Source organism: Paracoccus aminovorans (genome assembly GCF_900005615.1).
Classification (GTDB): Bacteria; Pseudomonadota; Alphaproteobacteria; order Rhodobacterales; family Rhodobacteraceae; genus Paracoccus; species Paracoccus aminovorans.
In genome coordinates this window covers 1,476,959-1,492,957 of record NZ_LN832559.1, presented here as the reverse complement: position 1 = coordinate 1,492,957, position 15,999 = coordinate 1,476,959, and the positions used below count along the sequence as shown (strand labels likewise).

At 69.1% G+C, this 15,999-nt stretch carries 15 protein-coding genes; 10 read left to right on the top strand and 5 right to left on the bottom strand.

All coding sequences use genetic code 11. The features are described from left to right. Positions 1 to 23: 23 nt before the first annotated feature. Positions 24 to 620, bottom strand: coding sequence for a phosphoribosylglycinamide formyltransferase (gene purN, locus JCM7685_RS07425; RefSeq protein WP_074966166.1), 597 nt, complete (start codon positions 618 to 620; stop codon positions 24 to 26). Further along, on the bottom strand, positions 617 to 1,663 hold the full coding sequence (gene purM / locus JCM7685_RS07420) for a phosphoribosylformylglycinamidine cyclo-ligase (RefSeq protein WP_074966165.1): 1,047 nt from the start codon (positions 1,661 to 1,663) through the stop codon (positions 617 to 619). The genes purN and purM overlap by 4 nt, the downstream gene beginning before the upstream one ends. Positions 1,664 to 1,862: 199 nt before the next feature. Between purM and JCM7685_RS07415 the strand changes: the two genes are divergently transcribed. After that, complete coding sequence (locus JCM7685_RS07415) at positions 1,863 to 3,404, top strand: SARP family transcriptional regulator (protein ID WP_231964702.1); 1,542 nt, start codon at positions 1,863 to 1,865, stop codon at positions 3,402 to 3,404. 13 nt (positions 3,405 to 3,417) lie between these two features. Here the strand turns inward: JCM7685_RS07415 and JCM7685_RS07410 are convergent, their stop codons facing one another. From JCM7685_RS07410 to bhcR, 3 genes are all read right to left on the bottom strand, one after another. After that, on the bottom strand, positions 3,418 to 4,119 hold the full coding sequence (locus JCM7685_RS07410; protein ID WP_074966163.1) for a pentapeptide repeat-containing protein: 702 nt from the start codon (positions 4,117 to 4,119) through the stop codon (positions 3,418 to 3,420). Positions 4,120 to 4,202: 83 nt separating this feature from the next. Continuing rightward, complete coding sequence (locus tag JCM7685_RS07405; RefSeq protein ID WP_074966162.1) at positions 4,203 to 5,876, bottom strand: DUF6345 domain-containing protein; 1,674 nt, start codon at positions 5,874 to 5,876, stop codon at positions 4,203 to 4,205. Positions 5,877 to 6,063: 187 nt separating this feature from the next. Continuing rightward, positions 6,064 to 6,903, bottom strand: coding sequence for an HTH-type transcriptional regulator BhcR (gene bhcR, locus JCM7685_RS07400; RefSeq protein ID WP_074966161.1), 840 nt, complete (start codon positions 6,901 to 6,903; stop codon positions 6,064 to 6,066). 183 nt (positions 6,904 to 7,086) lie between these two features. Here bhcR and bhcA point away from each other — a divergent pair, with 183 nt between their 5' ends. From bhcA to JCM7685_RS20900, 9 genes are all read left to right on the top strand, one after another. Continuing rightward, a complete protein-coding gene (gene bhcA, locus JCM7685_RS07395; RefSeq protein ID WP_074966160.1) occupies positions 7,087 to 8,277 on the top strand; it encodes an L-aspartate--glyoxylate aminotransferase BhcA in 1,191 nt (396 codons plus the stop codon). Between the two features lie 2 nt (positions 8,278 to 8,279). Beyond that, entirely contained in the window at positions 8,280 to 9,239 is a 960-nt protein-coding gene (bhcB, locus tag JCM7685_RS07390; RefSeq protein ID WP_074966159.1) for a beta-hydroxyaspartate dehydratase BhcB, read from the top strand. Between the two features lie 10 nt (positions 9,240 to 9,249). Beyond that, on the top strand, positions 9,250 to 10,413 hold the full coding sequence (bhcC, locus tag JCM7685_RS07385) for a 3-hydroxy-D-aspartate aldolase BhcC (RefSeq protein ID WP_074966158.1): 1,164 nt from the start codon (positions 9,250 to 9,252) through the stop codon (positions 10,411 to 10,413). Continuing rightward, on the top strand, positions 10,413 to 11,375 hold the full coding sequence (gene bhcD, locus JCM7685_RS07380) for an iminosuccinate reductase BhcD (RefSeq protein WP_074966157.1): 963 nt from the start codon (positions 10,413 to 10,415) through the stop codon (positions 11,373 to 11,375). The genes bhcC and bhcD overlap by 1 nt, the downstream gene beginning before the upstream one ends. Positions 11,376 to 11,483: 108 nt before the next feature. Further along, positions 11,484 to 12,827: an 8-oxoguanine deaminase gene (locus JCM7685_RS07375; protein ID WP_074966156.1), complete on the top strand. Its 1,344-nt coding sequence runs from the start codon at positions 11,484 to 11,486 to the stop codon at positions 12,825 to 12,827. Between the two features lie 16 nt (positions 12,828 to 12,843). Then, on the top strand, positions 12,844 to 13,194 hold the full coding sequence (uraH, locus tag JCM7685_RS07370) for a hydroxyisourate hydrolase (protein ID WP_074966155.1): 351 nt from the start codon (positions 12,844 to 12,846) through the stop codon (positions 13,192 to 13,194). Between the two features lie 213 nt (positions 13,195 to 13,407). Continuing rightward, entirely contained in the window at positions 13,408 to 14,874 is a 1,467-nt protein-coding gene (locus JCM7685_RS07365; RefSeq protein ID WP_074966154.1) for a nucleobase:cation symporter-2 family protein, read from the top strand. A 295-nt stretch (positions 14,875 to 15,169) separates the two neighbouring features. Next, a complete protein-coding gene (locus JCM7685_RS07360; protein ID WP_074966514.1) occupies positions 15,170 to 15,463 on the top strand; it encodes a transposase in 294 nt (97 codons plus the stop codon). A gap of 8 nt (positions 15,464 to 15,471) precedes the next feature. Continuing rightward, on the top strand, positions 15,472 to 15,858 hold the full coding sequence (locus JCM7685_RS20900; protein ID WP_231964701.1) for a hypothetical protein: 387 nt from the start codon (positions 15,472 to 15,474) through the stop codon (positions 15,856 to 15,858). Positions 15,859 to 15,999: the final 141 nt, after the last annotated feature.

Sequence of the window (15,999 nt, the reverse complement as noted above, 5' to 3'; positions counted from 1 at the left end):
GAAAGGGCCGGCCAGGCCCCTTCTCATGCGGCGGTGAGGGTGAGCGGCGTCAGGTCGCCTTGCGCGAAGCGGCGCAGCACCTGGGGATAGAGGCGGTGTTCCTGCGTCAGCACACGGGCGGCCAGCGTGTCGGCGGTGTCCTGCGGCAGCACCGGGACGCGGGCCTGGCCCAGGATCGGGCCGGCATCGAGTTCGGGCGTGACCAGGTGGACCGTGGCGCCGGCTTGGCGGTCGCCGGCGTCGAGGGCGCGCTGGTGCGTGTGCAGCCCGGGGTATTTCGGCAGGAGCGAGGGATGGATGTTCAGCATCCGGCCCTGGAAGCGCTGGACGAAATCCGGCGTCAGGATCCGCATGAAGCCGGCAAGGCAGAGGATATCGGGTCGGACCGCCAGCAGGGGTTCCAGCAGCGCCGCCTCGAAGCCGGGACGGTCGCCCCTGAAATCGCGATGATCGACGGCGAAGGTCGGCACGCCCAGGGCCTGCGCGCGGGCGAGGCCGGCGGCGGCCGGGTCGTTCGAGCCGACGATCACGGCGCGGCCCGGGTGGTCGCCGGTCATCGATTCGACCAGCTTCACCATGTTCGAGCCGCCGCCCGAGATCAGGATCGCGACCCGTTTCACCGCAGCCGGCCGGCGTAGCGCACGCCCTCGCCCGGGGCGACATGGCCAAGGCGGATCACCGTCTCGCCCTGCTGTTTCAGCAGCGTTTCCAGTTCCGCAGCGCGGTCGGCGGCCACGGCGAGGACCATGCCGATGCCGGAGTTGAAGGTCTTGAGCATCTCGGCCTCGGCGATGCCGCCGGCCTCGGCCAGCCAGTCGAAGACCGGCGGCAGGCTGAAGCTGTCGAGGTCGATCTCGGCGCCAAGGCCCTTGGGCAGCACCCGCGGCAGGTTCTCGGTGATGCCGCCGCCGGTGATATGGGCGGCCGCGTGGACGCCGCCCGAGCGGATCGCGGCCAGCACCGGCTTGACATAGAGCCGGGTCGGCACCAGCAGCGCCTGTCCCAGGGTGCCGGTGCCGAAGGGCGCGGGCGCGTTCCAGTCGAGCCCGGCGTGTTCCGCGACCTTGCGCACCAGCGAAAAGCCGTTGGAATGGACCCCGTCCGAGGCGAGGCCCAGCAGCAGGTCGCCGTCGCCGACCCCGGCGGGCAGCGCGCTGCCGCGCTCCATCGCGCCGACGGCGAAGCCGGCGAGGTCGAAATCGCCCCGGGCATACATGCCCGGCATCTCGGCCGTCTCGCCGCCGATCAGGGCGCAGCCGGAGCGCCGGCAGCCTTCGGCAATGCCGGTGATGACGCGGGCGGCCTCATCGACCGACAGCTTGCCGGTGGCGAAATAGTCGAGGAAGAACAGCGGCTCGGCGCCCTGGCAGACCAGGTCGTTCACGCACATCGCCACCAGGTCGATGCCGAGCCCGTCGAGTTCTCCGGTATCGATGCCGATGCGCAGCTTGGTGCCGACGCCGTCGGTGGCGGCGACCAGAACCGGGTCCCGATAGCCGGCCGCGCGCGGGTCGAAGAGCGCGCCGAAGCCGCCGAGCCCGTCCATCACCCCCGGCCGCTTGGTGGCGGCCGCCGCCGGCTTGATGCGCTCGACCAGGGCATTGCCCGCGTCGATGTCCACTCCGGCCCCGGCATAGGAAAGCCCGCCTTTGCGCTCGGTCATATCGGTCCCCTCTGGTTTGCAGCCCCGATAGCGCAGCCCGCGGAAAGTGGCAATGATCGGCTGCGGACCGGCGCGGATTCCCGGTCCCCGGCCTGCGGGCGCGTGTTTGTGCTGTCGTCCCGGGCTTCGGCGAATTATGGTTAATAACGACCACAACGAAGCCATGCGGCGAGTCGATATGCCTGCCACGCTGAGTCTGATGGGATCAGTGCGCTTGCACGGGGCCGCGGGCGGCGATCTGACGCCGCGCAGCCAGAAGGCGCGGGGAGCGCTTGCGCTTCTGGGAACGGCGGCGGACCTGCGGCTGAACCGCGCGCGCCTGCAGGATCTTCTGTGGAGCGAGCGCGGCAAGCAGCAGGGCTCGGACAGCCTGCGCCAGATGCTGCGCGAATTGCGCGGTGCCCTGGGCGAAGAAAAGGACATATTGCAGTCCGGCGTCGGCTGGGTCGGGCTAGACCCCGACCGGCTGCGCATCGACCTGACCCCGGTCTATGACGTCGGCGGCACGCCCATGGAGTTCGCCGCCGACATCGACATCCCCGACCCGGAGTTCGAGACCTGGCTGCGCGACATGCGCCTGCGCCTCTTGCCCGACGAGGACGGGCCGCGCGGCCTGCGGCGGATCGCGGCCGGGGGCGAACCGGCCGCGACCGGCTATGTGGTGGCGCTGGCCCCGGTCGAAAGCAACGCCGCCCGCGCCCATCTGGTCGGCGAGATGATCGTCAGCGAGGCCGCCGCCCGCGCCTGCGAGATGATCCCCGCGACCCTGGCCGACCTGACCGGGCCGGCGGCGGGGCCGATCGGCACCCAGGTCGCGACCTTCTGCTATGCCACCGGCGCGGATTGCGCGCTGATGGTGGTGATGCGCGACCTCGCGACCGGGCGGCGCTGCTGGACCCGACGCTTCACCGTACGGGCCGCGGACGAGACAGCGACCATGCGCCATGCCGTGGCCCAGATCACGGTCGCGCTTCTGGACCGGGCGCGGCTGACGGTGTCGGCGAAATGGGAAGGCTTCCCAATCCGGGACGTGTTCAGCTATTCGCGCGAACGGCTGGAGGCGGCCGACCAGGTGCTGGCCGCCCTGCCCCGCGAACGGCAGAGCGCGGTCAGCCTGGCGCTGCGCTCCTATCTGCGCAATACGCTGATCATCGAGCGGCTGACCGCCGACCCCGCGCGCTGCTCGGACGAGGCCGAGGCGCTGGCGCGGCGGGCGCGCGACCTGGCGCCCGGCAATCCGGTGGTGCTGGCGGTCGCCTCGCTGTCGGCGTCGTGGCGGCGCGACGGCGTCGGGGCGCTGGAACTGGCGCAGGCGGCCTGCCGCAGCGATGCCGACAACGAGTTGGCCTGCCACGCGCTGTCGCAGGCGCTGACCGACGTCGGCCGCGACGCCGAGGCGCTGGAGGCGATCGAGCGCGGCGCTCGCGGCGCGCTGGCCGAACTGGGTCCCGCCTGCTGGCTGATGAGGCGGGCGCAGGTGCTGGTCCGGCTGGGACGGCTGGGCGATGCCGAGAATTCGGCCGCCGCCGCTTTCGCCTTCGCCGCGGACAACCGGCCCTCGCTGCGCTTCCTGGCGGCGCTGCGCCATCACCGGGGCGATGTCGCCGGCGCGGCCGACGCGCTGCGCCACCTGCGCCGGATCGAGCCAGACTTCTCGCTGGAGCTGATGGCGCATCCCGACTATCCGGTGCAGACCCTGCGCATGGCCGGGCTGATGGGGATCCTGCAATCCGGGCTGTGATGCCGGCCCCGCGTCAGGGCGTGACCAGCACCTCGAGCGCGATGGGCGCCCCGCCCTTTTCGCCCAGGTCCAGGACCAGCCGCGCCCGGCCCGGCGCCACCGCGCTGAAGGCCAGCACCCTGCCCGGCCCGGCCATGCCGTCGGGCGGCTCGGGACCGGCCAGGATCGGCGCGCCCTCGACATGGGCGGCCGGGGCGGATGCGTGCAGGTGCATCTCCAGCCGGTCGCCGCAGCGCAGGGACACCGGGTCGCCCAGCTGCGCCTGGTTCAGGATGCGGGTGGTGGCGCCGTGGCGCGGGGCCGGATAACGCAGCGGCGGCGCGCTGATCGCCAGCGCGCGCTGCATCGCATCCAGCCAGGCGCCGCGCAGCCGCGCCCCGGTCAGGTCGGCCCGGTCCAGCCGCGCCCCGGTCAGGTCGGCGCGTTCCAGCACCGCCTGGCGCAGGTCGGCGCCGGTCAGGTCGGCCAGTCCCAGGCTGGCGCCCGAAAGATTGGCCCGGAACAGCCGCGCGCCCGGCGCCCGAGCCGACCACAGGCTGGCGCCGGACAGCTGGGCATCGGTCAGGTCGGCTTCCGTCAGGTCGGCATAGGACAGATCCGCCCCCACCAGCGTCATCCCGGACAGGTCGAGCCCGGCCAGGTCCGCCCCGGCCAGGTGCAGGCTTCCGATCATGGCGATGCGCCGGACGATCTCGGCGCGGGTATAATCTGCCATCCTCACCTCATCCGCGGCTGCCGCCATTCCTGCATGTCTGTGCCCGGGGGCGGCTGCCTCCGCCCCCGGGGCTTACCGGATCGTCAGTCACCCAGGTCGGACTGGATCCAGTAACGCTTGCGAAAACCGCGCCGGCATTCGATCTCGATGGCCTTGCGGGCCACGAGACGCGCCGTGTTGCTGCGGATTCCGTATCCGATCTCGATCGTGCCCGGCAGCACGGTCAGGTTCAGCGGCGCCGCGCCCCGCGCCGCCAGGTCGCGCATCAGCCGCGCCGAACGCTGGGCCAGGATCTGCGGGATCGCGGGCGGCTCGGTCCCCGGCGGGGCGCCGGCGGGGGACGGCGGATCGTCGGGCAGGCCGTTGCGATGGGCGCGGGCCGGCATGCGCTCGGCCACCCGGCGCAGGGTCGATTCCACCCGCAGCACGGTGCCGTCCGGCCGCATGGTCAGCCGCAGGCTGCCCGCGTCCGGCGCCAGCACCGGGACGCCGCCGATGGCCTGGCGGAACTGGACCACGATCTCGTCCAGGCTTTCGGTCGCGGCTTCCTCGGGCCGGCGCAGGCTGGCCGTCGCGGACATGGCCAACGACACCCGGTCGAAAAGCAGTTCGCAATCGGTCTGCAGAAACCCATAGCTGCGCAGCGCGCTGCGGGCGCGGCCGACCAGGGCGCGGCGCTGCAGGGGCATGCGCGGCTGGTCGCCGGGCCGGCTCGGCTCAAGCTCCAGCAGGATGCGGCCGTCGGCAAGGCGCTGGAAGCGGCAGTGGTCGCGGCGGACCGACACAGCGCCGTCGTCCTGCCGCCGCATGAGCGCGGGGTCCGCGCCGATGCGCGACAGCACCTCCTGGGCCAGGGCGCGGTCCTCGGTCACCGGCACCAGCCGCACGGCCGAGAATGCCGCCGGCGGCTGCACCAGCGCGGGCTCGCGCTGGAAAAGCGGGGCGGGCGCATGCCAGCGCCAGGCCCAGCAGGCGCCCGAGGCCGGCGCCGCGCGAAAGCGCCGCTCGCCGAACAGCAGCGCCAGCGCCTCGTCCCGGCTGCCGGCGCAGGCGGCGACGGCCGGGCTCTGGTCGGCCGAAACGTCCCAGCAGCCGTCCAGCCAGGATTGCGAGAAGGTCTTGCCCATGCGCCAGTGGCGCCAGAAGTTGCGGCCGTATTGCCCCGAATCCCAGCAGATCGATTCAAAGCCGAACAGCATCCGCAGCCCGGCATTGGCCAGGCCCCAGCTTTGCAGCGGGCTGTGCCCCGCCTCCACCCGCAGCGACTGGCTGGCCGACCAGAACAGATAGCGCAGCGCGTCGCCGCCAAAACGCATCCGCTCGGACGACAGGCAGTCGTCCGCCCCCGCCCACAGCGCACCCATCGGCAGGTGGAAGCTGCCGCGGTCGTCCATGCGGCCATGGCCGGCATGATAGAAGACCCGCACCGAGTCCATGTCGCGCCCGGGGGCGTGCTCGGCCTCGCGCCGGTCGTAGATCCAGGATTTCACCGCCAGGTCGCGGCGCCAGAACGCGGGCGTGGCGAAACCGTCCACCGCGTCCAGAAAGCCCTCGGCATCGCGATGCGCCGCATGCAGCGCCCCGGCGGCACGATAGGTCTCGACGCTGCAGGCCCCGTAGAGGCGGCTCGTTCCCTGCACGGCATCCGCGATGTCGCTGGCCGCGGGCTCGGCGGGGTCCCGGGCGGATTCCTCCGCCGGGACCGGCCGGCTACACAACTGGCGCGCGGCGCCGAAACTCGGAACGAAATCTTCCATCAACAAGGGCTCCTCTGCGATACAGCGCCGGAACCGGAAGCGGGCGGATCCGAGGCGACGCGTGATGCCACAAGCTAGGACGGCCGGCGTGAACTGGATGTGAATCCGCTGCCCGCCCCGGCCCTGAACCGCATTTCAGCGGATTTTCATTGTTTTTTAAGAATTTCAGCCTCATTCTTGCCGAGAATCACGATTCGCGCATCGGCCCGCCCGCGGGCGCCATGCCCAGCGACAGCTCTTTGGCGGCGGCGACCACCGCGGCGGACATCGACTCGAGCCGGGCGTCGGACATGCGCAGAGTCGGACCCGAGACCGAGATCCCCGCCGCCGCCTCGCCCGCCAGGTCGAAGATCGGCGCGGCGATGCAGCGCATGCCCGGGGTGCGCTCCTCGTTGTCCAGCGAATAGCCGCGCTCGCGGATGCGGGCCAGATCCTCTTGTAGCGCCCGCGGCTCGCAGAGCGTCTTGTCGGTGAAGCGCTGCAGGCGCATCTCGGCCAGCATCAGCCGCAGCTCGCCCGGCCGCACATGGGCCAGCAGCGCCTTGCCGATCCCCGAGGCATGCAGCGCCGAACGGGTGCCGGGCGGAAAGAAGGCGCGGATGGTCTCATAGGTTTCAGCCTGGCTGAGAAACAGCACCGCGTCGCCGTTGAGGATGCCCAGGTTCGCGGTTTCGCCGGTCTGCTCCATCAGCCGGCGCAGCAGCGGCCGCGCCCGCTCGACCAGGCCCGAGCGGCGCATGAAGGCCGAGCCGTGGCGAAAGGCGGTCGGGCCCACGTGCCAGGCCTGGGTCGTGGGGTCGGATTCGGCGACGCCGCGCGCGGCCAGCGTCACCAGCACCCGATGCACGGTCGAGGGCGCCATTTCCAGCCGCTGGCCGATCTCGCTGAGCGTCAGCCCGCTGGACCCCGCGATCAGGTCCAGGATGTCCAGCGCCCGATCCAGCGCCCGGATGCCGCCGCTATCCTCGGCCCCCGGCCCGCCTGCCCGGCCGCGCGGACGGCCCCTTTTCCGGACTTCCAGCGACATTCAAATAATCCTTTGCATTGATTTGCGGTATTCTTGAAAATCAGAAATCCGGGATGGAAAAGCCCAAGCCTCTGATCACACTTCACTTTACACCATTTTTCCGCGATTGCGAAATGTTTTTCAGAAAAATTGCCCGAATGGACATCGCGGCCTAGGCTGGTCCAGAACGCAGGAGGAATTGCCATGACCAGCCAGAACCCGATCTTCATTCCCGGCCCGACCAACATCCCCGAGGAGATGCGCAAGGCCGTCGACATGCCCACCATCGACCACCGCTCGCCGGTGTTCGGCCGCATGCTGCACCCCGCGCTCGAAGGGGTGAAGAAAGTCCTGAAGACCACGCAGGCGCAGGTTTTCCTGTTCCCCTCGACCGGGACCGGCGGCTGGGAAACCGCGATCTCCAACACGCTGTCGCCCGGCGACAAGGTGCTGGCGGCCCGCAACGGCATGTTCAGCCACCGCTGGATCGACATGTGCCAGCGCCACGGCCTGGACGTCACCTATGTCGAGACGCAATGGGGCGAAGGCATCCCCGCCGACCGCTTCGAGGAAATCCTGACCGCCGACAAGGGCCACGAGATCCGCGCCGTGCTGGCCACGCATAACGAGACCGCGACCGGCGTGAAGTCGGACATCGCCGCCGTCCGCCGCGCGCTGGACGCGGCCCAGCACCCGGCGCTGCTGCTGGTCGACGGCGTCAGCTCGATCGGCTCGATGGACTTCCGCATGGACGAATGGGGCGTGGACGTCGCCGTCACCGGCTCGCAAAAGGGCTTCATGCTGCCGCCGGGCCTGGCCATCGTCGGCTTCTCGCCCAAGGCGATGGAAGCGGTGGAAAGCGCCCGCCTGCCGCGCACCTTCTTCGACATCCGCGACATGGCCACCGGCTATGCCCGCAACGGCTATCCCTACACGCCGCCGGTCGGGCTGATCAACGGGCTGAACCTCAGCTGCGAGCGGCTGCTGTCCGAGGGGCTGGAGAACGTCTTCGCCCGCCACCACCGCATCGCCAGCGGCGTCCGCGCCGCCGTCGAGGCCTGGGGGCTGAAGCTCTGCGCCGTCCGCCCCGAGCTCTATTCGGACAGCGTCAGCGCCATCCGCGTCCCCGAGGGCTTCGACGCCAACCTGATCGTCAGCCATGCGCTGGAAACCTACGACATGGCCTTCGGCACCGGCCTGGGCCAGGTCGCGGGCAAGGTGTTCCGCATCGGCCACCTGGGCAGCCTGACCGACGCCATGGCGCTGTCGGGCATCGCCACCGCCGAGATGGTCATGGCCGACCTGGGCCTGCCGATCAAGCTGGGCTCGGGCGTCGCCGCGGCGCAGGACCACTATCGCCGCACCACCGCCGCCGCGCAGAAAAAAGCCGCCTGAGGATGAAGGACGCCATGTATATCCCGACCTACGAGGACATGCTGGCGGCGCATGAGCGGATCACGCCGCATATCCGCCGCACGCCGATCCGGACCTCGGATTATCTGAACGAGCTGACCGGCGCGCAGCTGTTCTTCAAATGCGAAAACTTCCAGGAGCCGGGGGCCTTCAAGGTTCGCGGCGCCAGCAACGCGGTCTTCGGGCTGTCCGAGGAGCAGGCCGCCAAGGGCGTCGCCACGCACAGCTCGGGCAACCATGCCTCGTGCCTGAGCTACGCGGCGATGCGGCGCGGCATCCCCTGCAACGTCGTCATGCCCCGCACGGCGCCGCAGGCCAAGAAGGACACCGTGCGCCGCTATGGCGGCGTGATCACCGAATGCGAACCCTCGACCAGCTCGCGGGAAGAGACATTCGCCAGGGTGCAGGCCGAGACCGGCGGCGATTTCGTCCATCCCTACAACGATCCGCGCGTGATCGCCGGCCAGGGCACCTGCGCCAAGGAGCTCATGGAGCAGGTGGACGGGCTCGAGGCGGTCGTGGCCCCGATCGGCGGCGGCGGCATGATCTCGGGCACCTGCCTGACGCTGTCGACGCTGGCGCCCGAGGTCAAGGTGATCGCGGCCGAGCCCGAGCAGGCCGACGACGCCTATCGCAGCTTCAAGGCCGGCCACATCATCGCCGACGATGCGCCCAAGACCATCGCCGACGGGCTCTTGGTGCCGCTCAAGGACCTGACCTGGCATTTCGTCAAGAACCACGTCAGCGAAATCTACACCGCCTCGGAGACCGAGATCGTCGAGGCGATGAAGCTGATCTGGAAGCACCTGCGGATCGTGATGGAGCCCAGCAGCGCCGTGCCGCTGGCCACCATCCTGAAGAATTCCGATGCCTTCGCCGGCAAGCGTGTCGGCGTCATCGTCACCGGCGGCAACGTCGATCTCGACAAGCTGCCCTGGACCTGAGGAGATGCCCATGAACGCGAAAACCGATCTTGCCGGCTACGAAGTCGGCTATGACATCCCCGCCCTGCCGGGCATGGATGAAAAGGACATCCAGACGCCCTGTCTGATCCTCGACCTGGACGCGCTGGAGCGCAACATTCAGAAGATGGGCGACTATGCCAAGGCCCACGGCATGCGCCACCGCAGCCACGGCAAGATGCACAAGTCCGTCGACGTGCAGAAGCTGCAGGAACGCCTGGGCGGCGCCGTGGGCGTCTGCTGCCAGAAGGTCAGCGAGGCCGAGTCCTTTGCCCGCGGCGGCATCAAGGACGTGCTGGTCACCAACGAGGTGCGCGAGCCGGCCAAGATCGACCGGCTGGCACGGCTGCCGAAGCTGGGCGCGACGGTGACGGTCTGCGTCGACGACGTCGCCAATATCGCCGACCTCTCGGCCGCGGCCCAGAAGCACGGCACCGAACTGGGCATCTTCATCGAGATCGACTGCGGCGCCGGCCGCTGCGGCGTCACCACCACCGAAGCCGTGGTCGAGATCGCCAAGGCCGCCGCCGCCGCGCCGAACCTGACCTTCAAGGGCATCCAGGCCTATCAGGGCGCCATGCAGCACATGGACAGCTTCGAGGACCGCAAGGCCAAGCTGGACGCCGCCATCGCCCAGGTGAAGGATGCCGTGGACGCGCTGGAAGCCGAGGGGCTGAAGCCCGAATTCGTCTCGGGCGGCGGCACCGGCAGCTATTATTTCGAGAGCAACTCGGGCGTCTACAACGAGCTGCAATGCGGTTCCTACGCCTTCATGGATGCCGACTACGGCCGCATCCACGACGCCGAGGGCAAGCGCATCGACCAGGGCGAATGGGAGAACGCGCTGTTCATCCTGACCTCGGTGATGTCGCACGCCAAGCCGCATCTGGCGGTGGTCGACGCCGGGCTCAAGGCGCAGTCGGTCGATAGCGGCCTGCCCTTCGTCTATGGCCGCGACGATGTGAAATACATCAAGTGCAGCGACGAGCACGGCGTGGTCGAGGACAAGGACGGCGTGCTGAAGGTCAACGACAAGCTGAAGCTGGTCCCGGGCCATTGCGACCCGACCTGCAACGTGCACGACTGGTATGTGGGCGTCCGGGGTGGCAAGGTCGAGTCGGTCTGGCCGGTCTCGGCGCGCGGAAAGGGCTACTGATGTTCGTCGTTGCCGAAAAGGAAATCGCGGGCCTGATGACCCCCGAGGCGGCCTTCGAGGCCATCGAGGCGATCTTCGCCTCGATGGCCCGTCGCAAGGCCTACAACTTTCCCGTGGTGCGCGAGGCCATCGGCCACGAGGATGCGCTCTATGGCTTCAAGGGCGGCTTCGACGCCTCGGCCCTGACGCTGGGGCTGAAGGCGGGCGGCTATTGGCCGAACAACCAGAAGCACAACCTGATCAACCACCAGTCCACGGTGTTCCTGTTCGATCCGGACACCGGCCGGGTCTCGGCGGCCATCGGCGGCAACCTGCTGACGGCGCTGCGCACGGCGGCGGCCTCGGCGGTCTCGATCAAGTATCTGGCGCCCCAGGGCGCCAAGGTGCTGGGCATGATCGGCGCCGGCCACCAGTCCGCGTTCCAGATGCGGGCCGCGGCCGCGGTGCACCAATTCGAGAAGGTCATCGGCTGGAACCCGCATCCCGAGATGCTGGGCCGGCTGGCCGAGACCGCGGCCGATCTGGGCCTGCCCTTCGAGGCGGTCGAACTGGACCGGCTGGGGGCCGAGGCCGACGTGATCATCTCGATCACCTCGTCCTTCTCGCCCCTCTTGATGAACGAGCACGTCAAGGGCCCGACCCATATCGCCGCGATGGGCACCGACACCAAGGGCAAGCAGGAGCTGGACCCGGCGCTGGTCGCGCGCGCGCGGGTGTTCACCGACGAGGTCGCGCAGTCGGTCAGCATCGGCGAATGCCAGCACGCCATCGCCGCCGGGCTGATCGCCGAGGACCAGATCGGCGAACTCGGCGCGGTGGTGGCGGGCGACGATCCGGGCCGCGGCGATGCCGAGGTGACGATCTTCGACGGCACCGGCGTCGGCTTGCAGGACCTGGCTGTCGCGGCCAAGGTTCTGGAAATCGCGAAGGAAAAAGGCGTGGCGCAAACCGTCGAAATCTGACCCGCGCCACCACGTCCTGAAACTGGGGAGGTATAGGACGATGCAAGACAGGGAAACCGGCTGCGGCCGGCGGCGGGCGACCGCCGCCCATTCCGGGGAGGCGCGCCGATGACCGGGCGCCTGCTCATCCGGGGCGCCGACGTGGTCGTGACCATGGACGGCACCCGGCGCGAGATCGCCGGCGGCGACGTGCTGGTCGAGGGCGGGGTCGTCTCGGCCGTCGGCACCGGCCTGGCCGCCGAGGGTGTCGAGATCGTCGAGGCGCGGGGCTGCGTCGTCACCCCCGGCCTCGTCAACACCCATCACCATCTGTTCCAGACCCTGACCCGGGCCGTGCCGGCCGCGCAGGATGCCGCGCTGTTCGGCTGGCTGCGCACGCTCTACCCGATCTGGGGCCGCATGGGGCCCGAGGACATCCGGCTGTCGGCCCGGATCGGTCTGGCCGAACTGGCGCTGTCGGGCTGCACCTGCTCGTCGGACCATCTGTATCTGTTCCCGAACGGGTCGCGGCTGGACGACAGCATCGATGCGGCCACAGAAATCGGCATCCGCTTCACCGCGACGCGCGGCGCCATGTCCATCGGCGAATCCAAGGGCGGATTGCCCCCGGACGCGCTGGTCGAGGACGAGGCCGCGATCCTGAAGGACAGCGAGCGCCTGGTCGCCGCCTTTCACGATCCCAATCCCGGCGCCATGGTGCAGGTGGGGCTGGCGCCCTGCTCGCCCTTCTCGGTCAGCCGCGAGCTGATGCGCGATGCGGCGATCCTGGCGCGGGAAAAGGGCGTGCGCCTGCACACCCACCTGGCCGAGAACGACGAGGACATCGCCTATTCGCTGGAAAACTTCGGCATGCTGCCCGGCGATTACGCCGAAAGCCTGGGCTGGACCGGCGACGACGTCTGGCACGCGCATTGCGTGAAACTGTCCGATGGCGAGATCGACCTGTTCGCCCGCACCGGCACCGGCGTGGCGCATTGCCCCTGCTCGAACGCGCGGCTGGCCTCGGGCATCGCCCCGGTGCGCAAGATGCGCGACGCCGGCGTGCCGGTCGGCCTGGGCGTCGACGGCTCGGCCAGCAACGATTGCAGCCACCTGGGGCTGGAGGCGCGGCAGGCCATGCTGGTCGCGCGGCTGAAGGACGGGCCGGCGGCGCTTGGCGCCCGCGAGGCGTTGGAGATCGCGACCCTGGGCGGCGCCCGGGTGCTGGGCCGCAGCGACATCGGTTCGCTGGAACCCGGCAAGCGGGCCGACCTGGTGCTGTGGGACGTCTCGGAACTGGCGGCGGCCGGGCAATGGGACCCGGTGGCGGCGCTGGTCTTCTGTGCGCCGATCCGGCCGCGCGCGGTCTATGTCGAGGGCCGCCCCGTGGTCCAGGACCACCGCCTGCTGACCGCGGACCCGAACCGCCTGAACGAACAGGCCCGCCGTGCCATCGCGCGGCTGGCGAATTGACAAGGAAAGGACGACAATGCCCGGCTATCTGACCACCCATGTCCTGGACACCGCGAACGGCAGCCCGGCCCAGGGCATGCGGATCGAGCTTTACCGCCTGGACGGCGAGCGGCGGCTGATCGCGGAAACCGTGACCAACCACGACGGCCGCACCGACAAGCACATCCTGCCCGAGGCCGAATTCCAGCTTGGCAGCTATGAGCTGGTGTTCCATGTCGGCGCCTGGCTCGACGCCCAGGGCCACGCGGCGGCGCAGCCGCGCTTCCTGGACGTGGTGCCGCTGCGCTTCGGCATGGCGGAACAGGACCACTACCACGTGCCGCTGCTGATTTCGCCCTACGGCTATTCGACCTATCGCGGCAGCTGATTCCGGTCGCCGTTTTCCGACGGCCGAGACCGGCGCGCCGCCTTCGTCAAGAGGCGGCGGCCGGGACGCGCTACCCGGACCACGGCGGCTTTTATATGCTATCTTTACTCAGCCTCAATCTTTCCCGCGGAACCATCCGGGCACCATGCCGGTGAATTCCGCCCAGGCCCCGCGGGAGAGGGCGCCGGCTACCGAAAAAGGGAGGAGAATACAGTGGAGACCACCAAAGACGCGGTGCCGGCCAGGCCCGAGGACGCCAAGCTGGGGCTTTTCGCCAATGTGGCTTACGGCATCCAGCATATCCTGACCATGTATGGCGGCATCGTCGCCGTGCCGCTGATCGTCGGCCAGGCCGCCGGGCTCAGCCCGTCCGACATCGGCCTGCTGATCACCGCCTCGCTGTTCGCGGGGGGCGTCGCGACCATCCTGCAGACCATGGGCCTGCCCTTCCTGGGCTGCCAGCTGCCCCTGGTGCAGGGCGTGTCCTTCGCCGGCGTCGCGACGATGATCACCATCTCGACCAACGGCGGCATCCAGGCCATCTTCGGCGCGGTGATCGCGGCCTCGTTCCTGGGCCTGCTGATCACACCGGTCTTCTCGCGCATCACGCGATTCTTTCCACCCCTGGTCGCGGGCATCGTGATCACCACCATCGGCCTGACGCTGATGCCTGTCGCCGGCCGCTGGGCCATGGGCGGCAACAGCCGGGCCGAGGATTTCGGCAGCGTCGCCAACATCATGCTTGCCGCGGTGACGCTGGCCATCGTGCTGCTGCTCAGCAAGGTCGGCAGCGCGACCATCTCGCGGCTGTCGATCCTGCTGGCGCTGATCGCCGGCACCGCCATCGCCTATGCGACGGGGATGACCGACTTCTCGCAGGTCGGCAACGGGCCGATGGTCGCGGCGCCCAGCATCTTCCACTTCGGCTGGCCGACCTTCGGGGTCGCGGCGACGATCTCGATGTTCATCGTGATCCTGGTGACCCTGGTCGAGACCTCGGCCGACATCTTCGCGGTCGGCGAGATCGTCGAGACCAAGGTCGATTCGAAGCGCCTGGGCGACGGGCTGCGCGCCGACATGCTGTCGAGCATGCTGGCGCCGATCGTCGGCTCGTTCACGCAGAGCGCCTTCGCGCAGAACGTCGGCCTCGTCGCCGTCACCGGGGTGAAAAGCCGCTATGTGGTCGCCACGGGCGGGCTGATCCTGGTCCTGCTAGGGCTTCTGCCGGTGATGGGACGCGTGGTCGCGGCGATCCCGATGCCGGTCCTGGGCGGCGCGGGCATCGTGCTGTTCGGCACGGTCGCGGCCAGCGGCATCCGCACGCTTGCCAAGGTGGACTATGCCGGCAACATGAACCTGATCATCGTGGCGACCTCGCTTGGCTTCGGCACGCTGCCCATCGTCCTGCCGGAATTCTACCACCACTTCCCGACCTGGGTTCAGACCATCTTCCATTCGGGCATCAGCTCGTCGGCCATCATGGCGATCATGCTGAACCTGATGTTCAACCACCTCAGGACCGGCAACTCCGACCAGCCCTCGGTCTTCGGCGCCGCGGCCGAGCGGGTGATCCGCTATTCCGACCTCTCGCAATTCCAGGACGGGGACTATTTCGTCAACGGCAAGCTGTTCGATGCCGACGGCAACGAAATTCCGCTGGTCCCGTCGGGCGGGCATTGACCGCTTCCGCGGCCCGCCCACGGGCGAGACGGCGACAGGAAGGGGCGGCGGGCATGGACCCGCCGCCCTTTTTCATGGCCCGGGTCAGCAGACGCCACGCTCACGCAGCGAAGCATGGCAGGCGAACCGATTCAGGGTGCGGCGGCGGGTCGGGGCGGGCTTGGACATGCCGCCCAGCTATGCTGATGGACCCGCAATGGGAAATCCCGGCCGTTGAACTACTCCCCGGAAATCGGCCAGTGACGGAAGCTACGATCTGACGTCTGCTGGTCTCCAAGGACGAGGGGATCAGAACATGAGGAAGCACAGGAACCATGACGCGGGCTTCAAGGCGCGGGTGGCATTGGAAGCCGTGAAGGGCGAGCGCACGGTATCGGAGCTGGCGGCCGAATACGGCGTGCATCCGACGATGATCCATCAATGGAAGAAAGCGCTGTTGGAAGGCGCTGCGGATATCTTCGAGCGGGGCAGTCGGAAGCCGGTGGAGGTGGACGAGGAGACGGTCCGATCGCTGCATGCCAAGATCGGAGAACTGGCTGTCGTCAACGATTTTTTGTCACGCAAGCTCAAGCCGTGGACCGGAAAGTGAGGCGGCGGATGATCGAGCGGGACCATCCTGCGCTGTCGGTCGGCGTGCAGTGCCGCTTGCTGTCGATCTCGCGCTCGTCGTTCTATCATGAACCGACGGGCGAAACAGAGATGAACCTGGGTCTGATGCAACTGATCGACCGCCAGTTCCTGGATACGCCTTTCTACGGCGTCCGGCAGATGACCTGGCATCTTCAGAACGAAGGCCTGGGAGACCGGCTCGCAGGCCAAGGCTGCAATCGGTCGCTGGATCACCTTCTACAACCACCAGCGGTCCCATGCCGCCCATGGTGGACAGCCGCCCGCCGTGGTCTACTTCAACCAGATCGAAACCGACCAGCAGGCGAAGGCAGTAGCTTAGACGGGCCGGAAATCTGTCCAACGATCAGGCAGTAGCTCACCTGGCGGCACGAATGTGCAGGACCGTCGAAGATCGTGCAATCTGGTCGAATCCGGTTCTGGTGACCGGCTGGTGACCGCGCGCGCCATCTTGCGGGCTTGGTAATCTTGCAGTCTTGGCATCACCGTTCCGGTCAT

Excerpts from the sequence above, each read along its gene's own strand:
- purM (WP_074966165.1), bottom strand. The coding sequence starts at position 1,663 with ATGACCGAGCGCAAAGGCGGGCTTTCCTATGCCGGGGCCGGAGTGGAC.
- JCM7685_RS07415 (WP_231964702.1), top strand. The coding sequence starts at position 1,863 with ATGGGATCAGTGCGCTTGCACGGGGCCGCGGGCGGCGATCTGACGCCG.
- JCM7685_RS07410 (WP_074966163.1), bottom strand. The coding sequence starts at position 4,119 with ATGGCAGATTATACCCGCGCCGAGATCGTCCGGCGCATCGCCATGATC.
- JCM7685_RS07405 (WP_074966162.1), bottom strand. The coding sequence starts at position 5,876 with ATGGAAGATTTCGTTCCGAGTTTCGGCGCCGCGCGCCAGTTGTGTAGC.
- bhcR (WP_074966161.1), bottom strand. The coding sequence starts at position 6,903 with ATGTCGCTGGAAGTCCGGAAAAGGGGCCGTCCGCGCGGCCGGGCAGGC.
- bhcA (WP_074966160.1), top strand. The coding sequence starts at position 7,087 with ATGACCAGCCAGAACCCGATCTTCATTCCCGGCCCGACCAACATCCCC.
- bhcB (WP_074966159.1), top strand. The coding sequence starts at position 8,280 with ATGAAGGACGCCATGTATATCCCGACCTACGAGGACATGCTGGCGGCG.
- bhcC (WP_074966158.1), top strand. The coding sequence starts at position 9,250 with ATGAACGCGAAAACCGATCTTGCCGGCTACGAAGTCGGCTATGACATC.
- bhcD (WP_074966157.1), top strand. The coding sequence starts at position 10,413 with ATGTTCGTCGTTGCCGAAAAGGAAATCGCGGGCCTGATGACCCCCGAG.
- JCM7685_RS07375 (WP_074966156.1), top strand. The coding sequence starts at position 11,484 with ATGACCGGGCGCCTGCTCATCCGGGGCGCCGACGTGGTCGTGACCATG.
- uraH (WP_074966155.1), top strand. The coding sequence starts at position 12,844 with ATGCCCGGCTATCTGACCACCCATGTCCTGGACACCGCGAACGGCAGC.
- JCM7685_RS07360 (WP_074966514.1), top strand. The coding sequence starts at position 15,170 with ATGAGGAAGCACAGGAACCATGACGCGGGCTTCAAGGCGCGGGTGGCA.
- JCM7685_RS20900 (WP_231964701.1), top strand. The coding sequence starts at position 15,472 with ATGATCGAGCGGGACCATCCTGCGCTGTCGGTCGGCGTGCAGTGCCGC.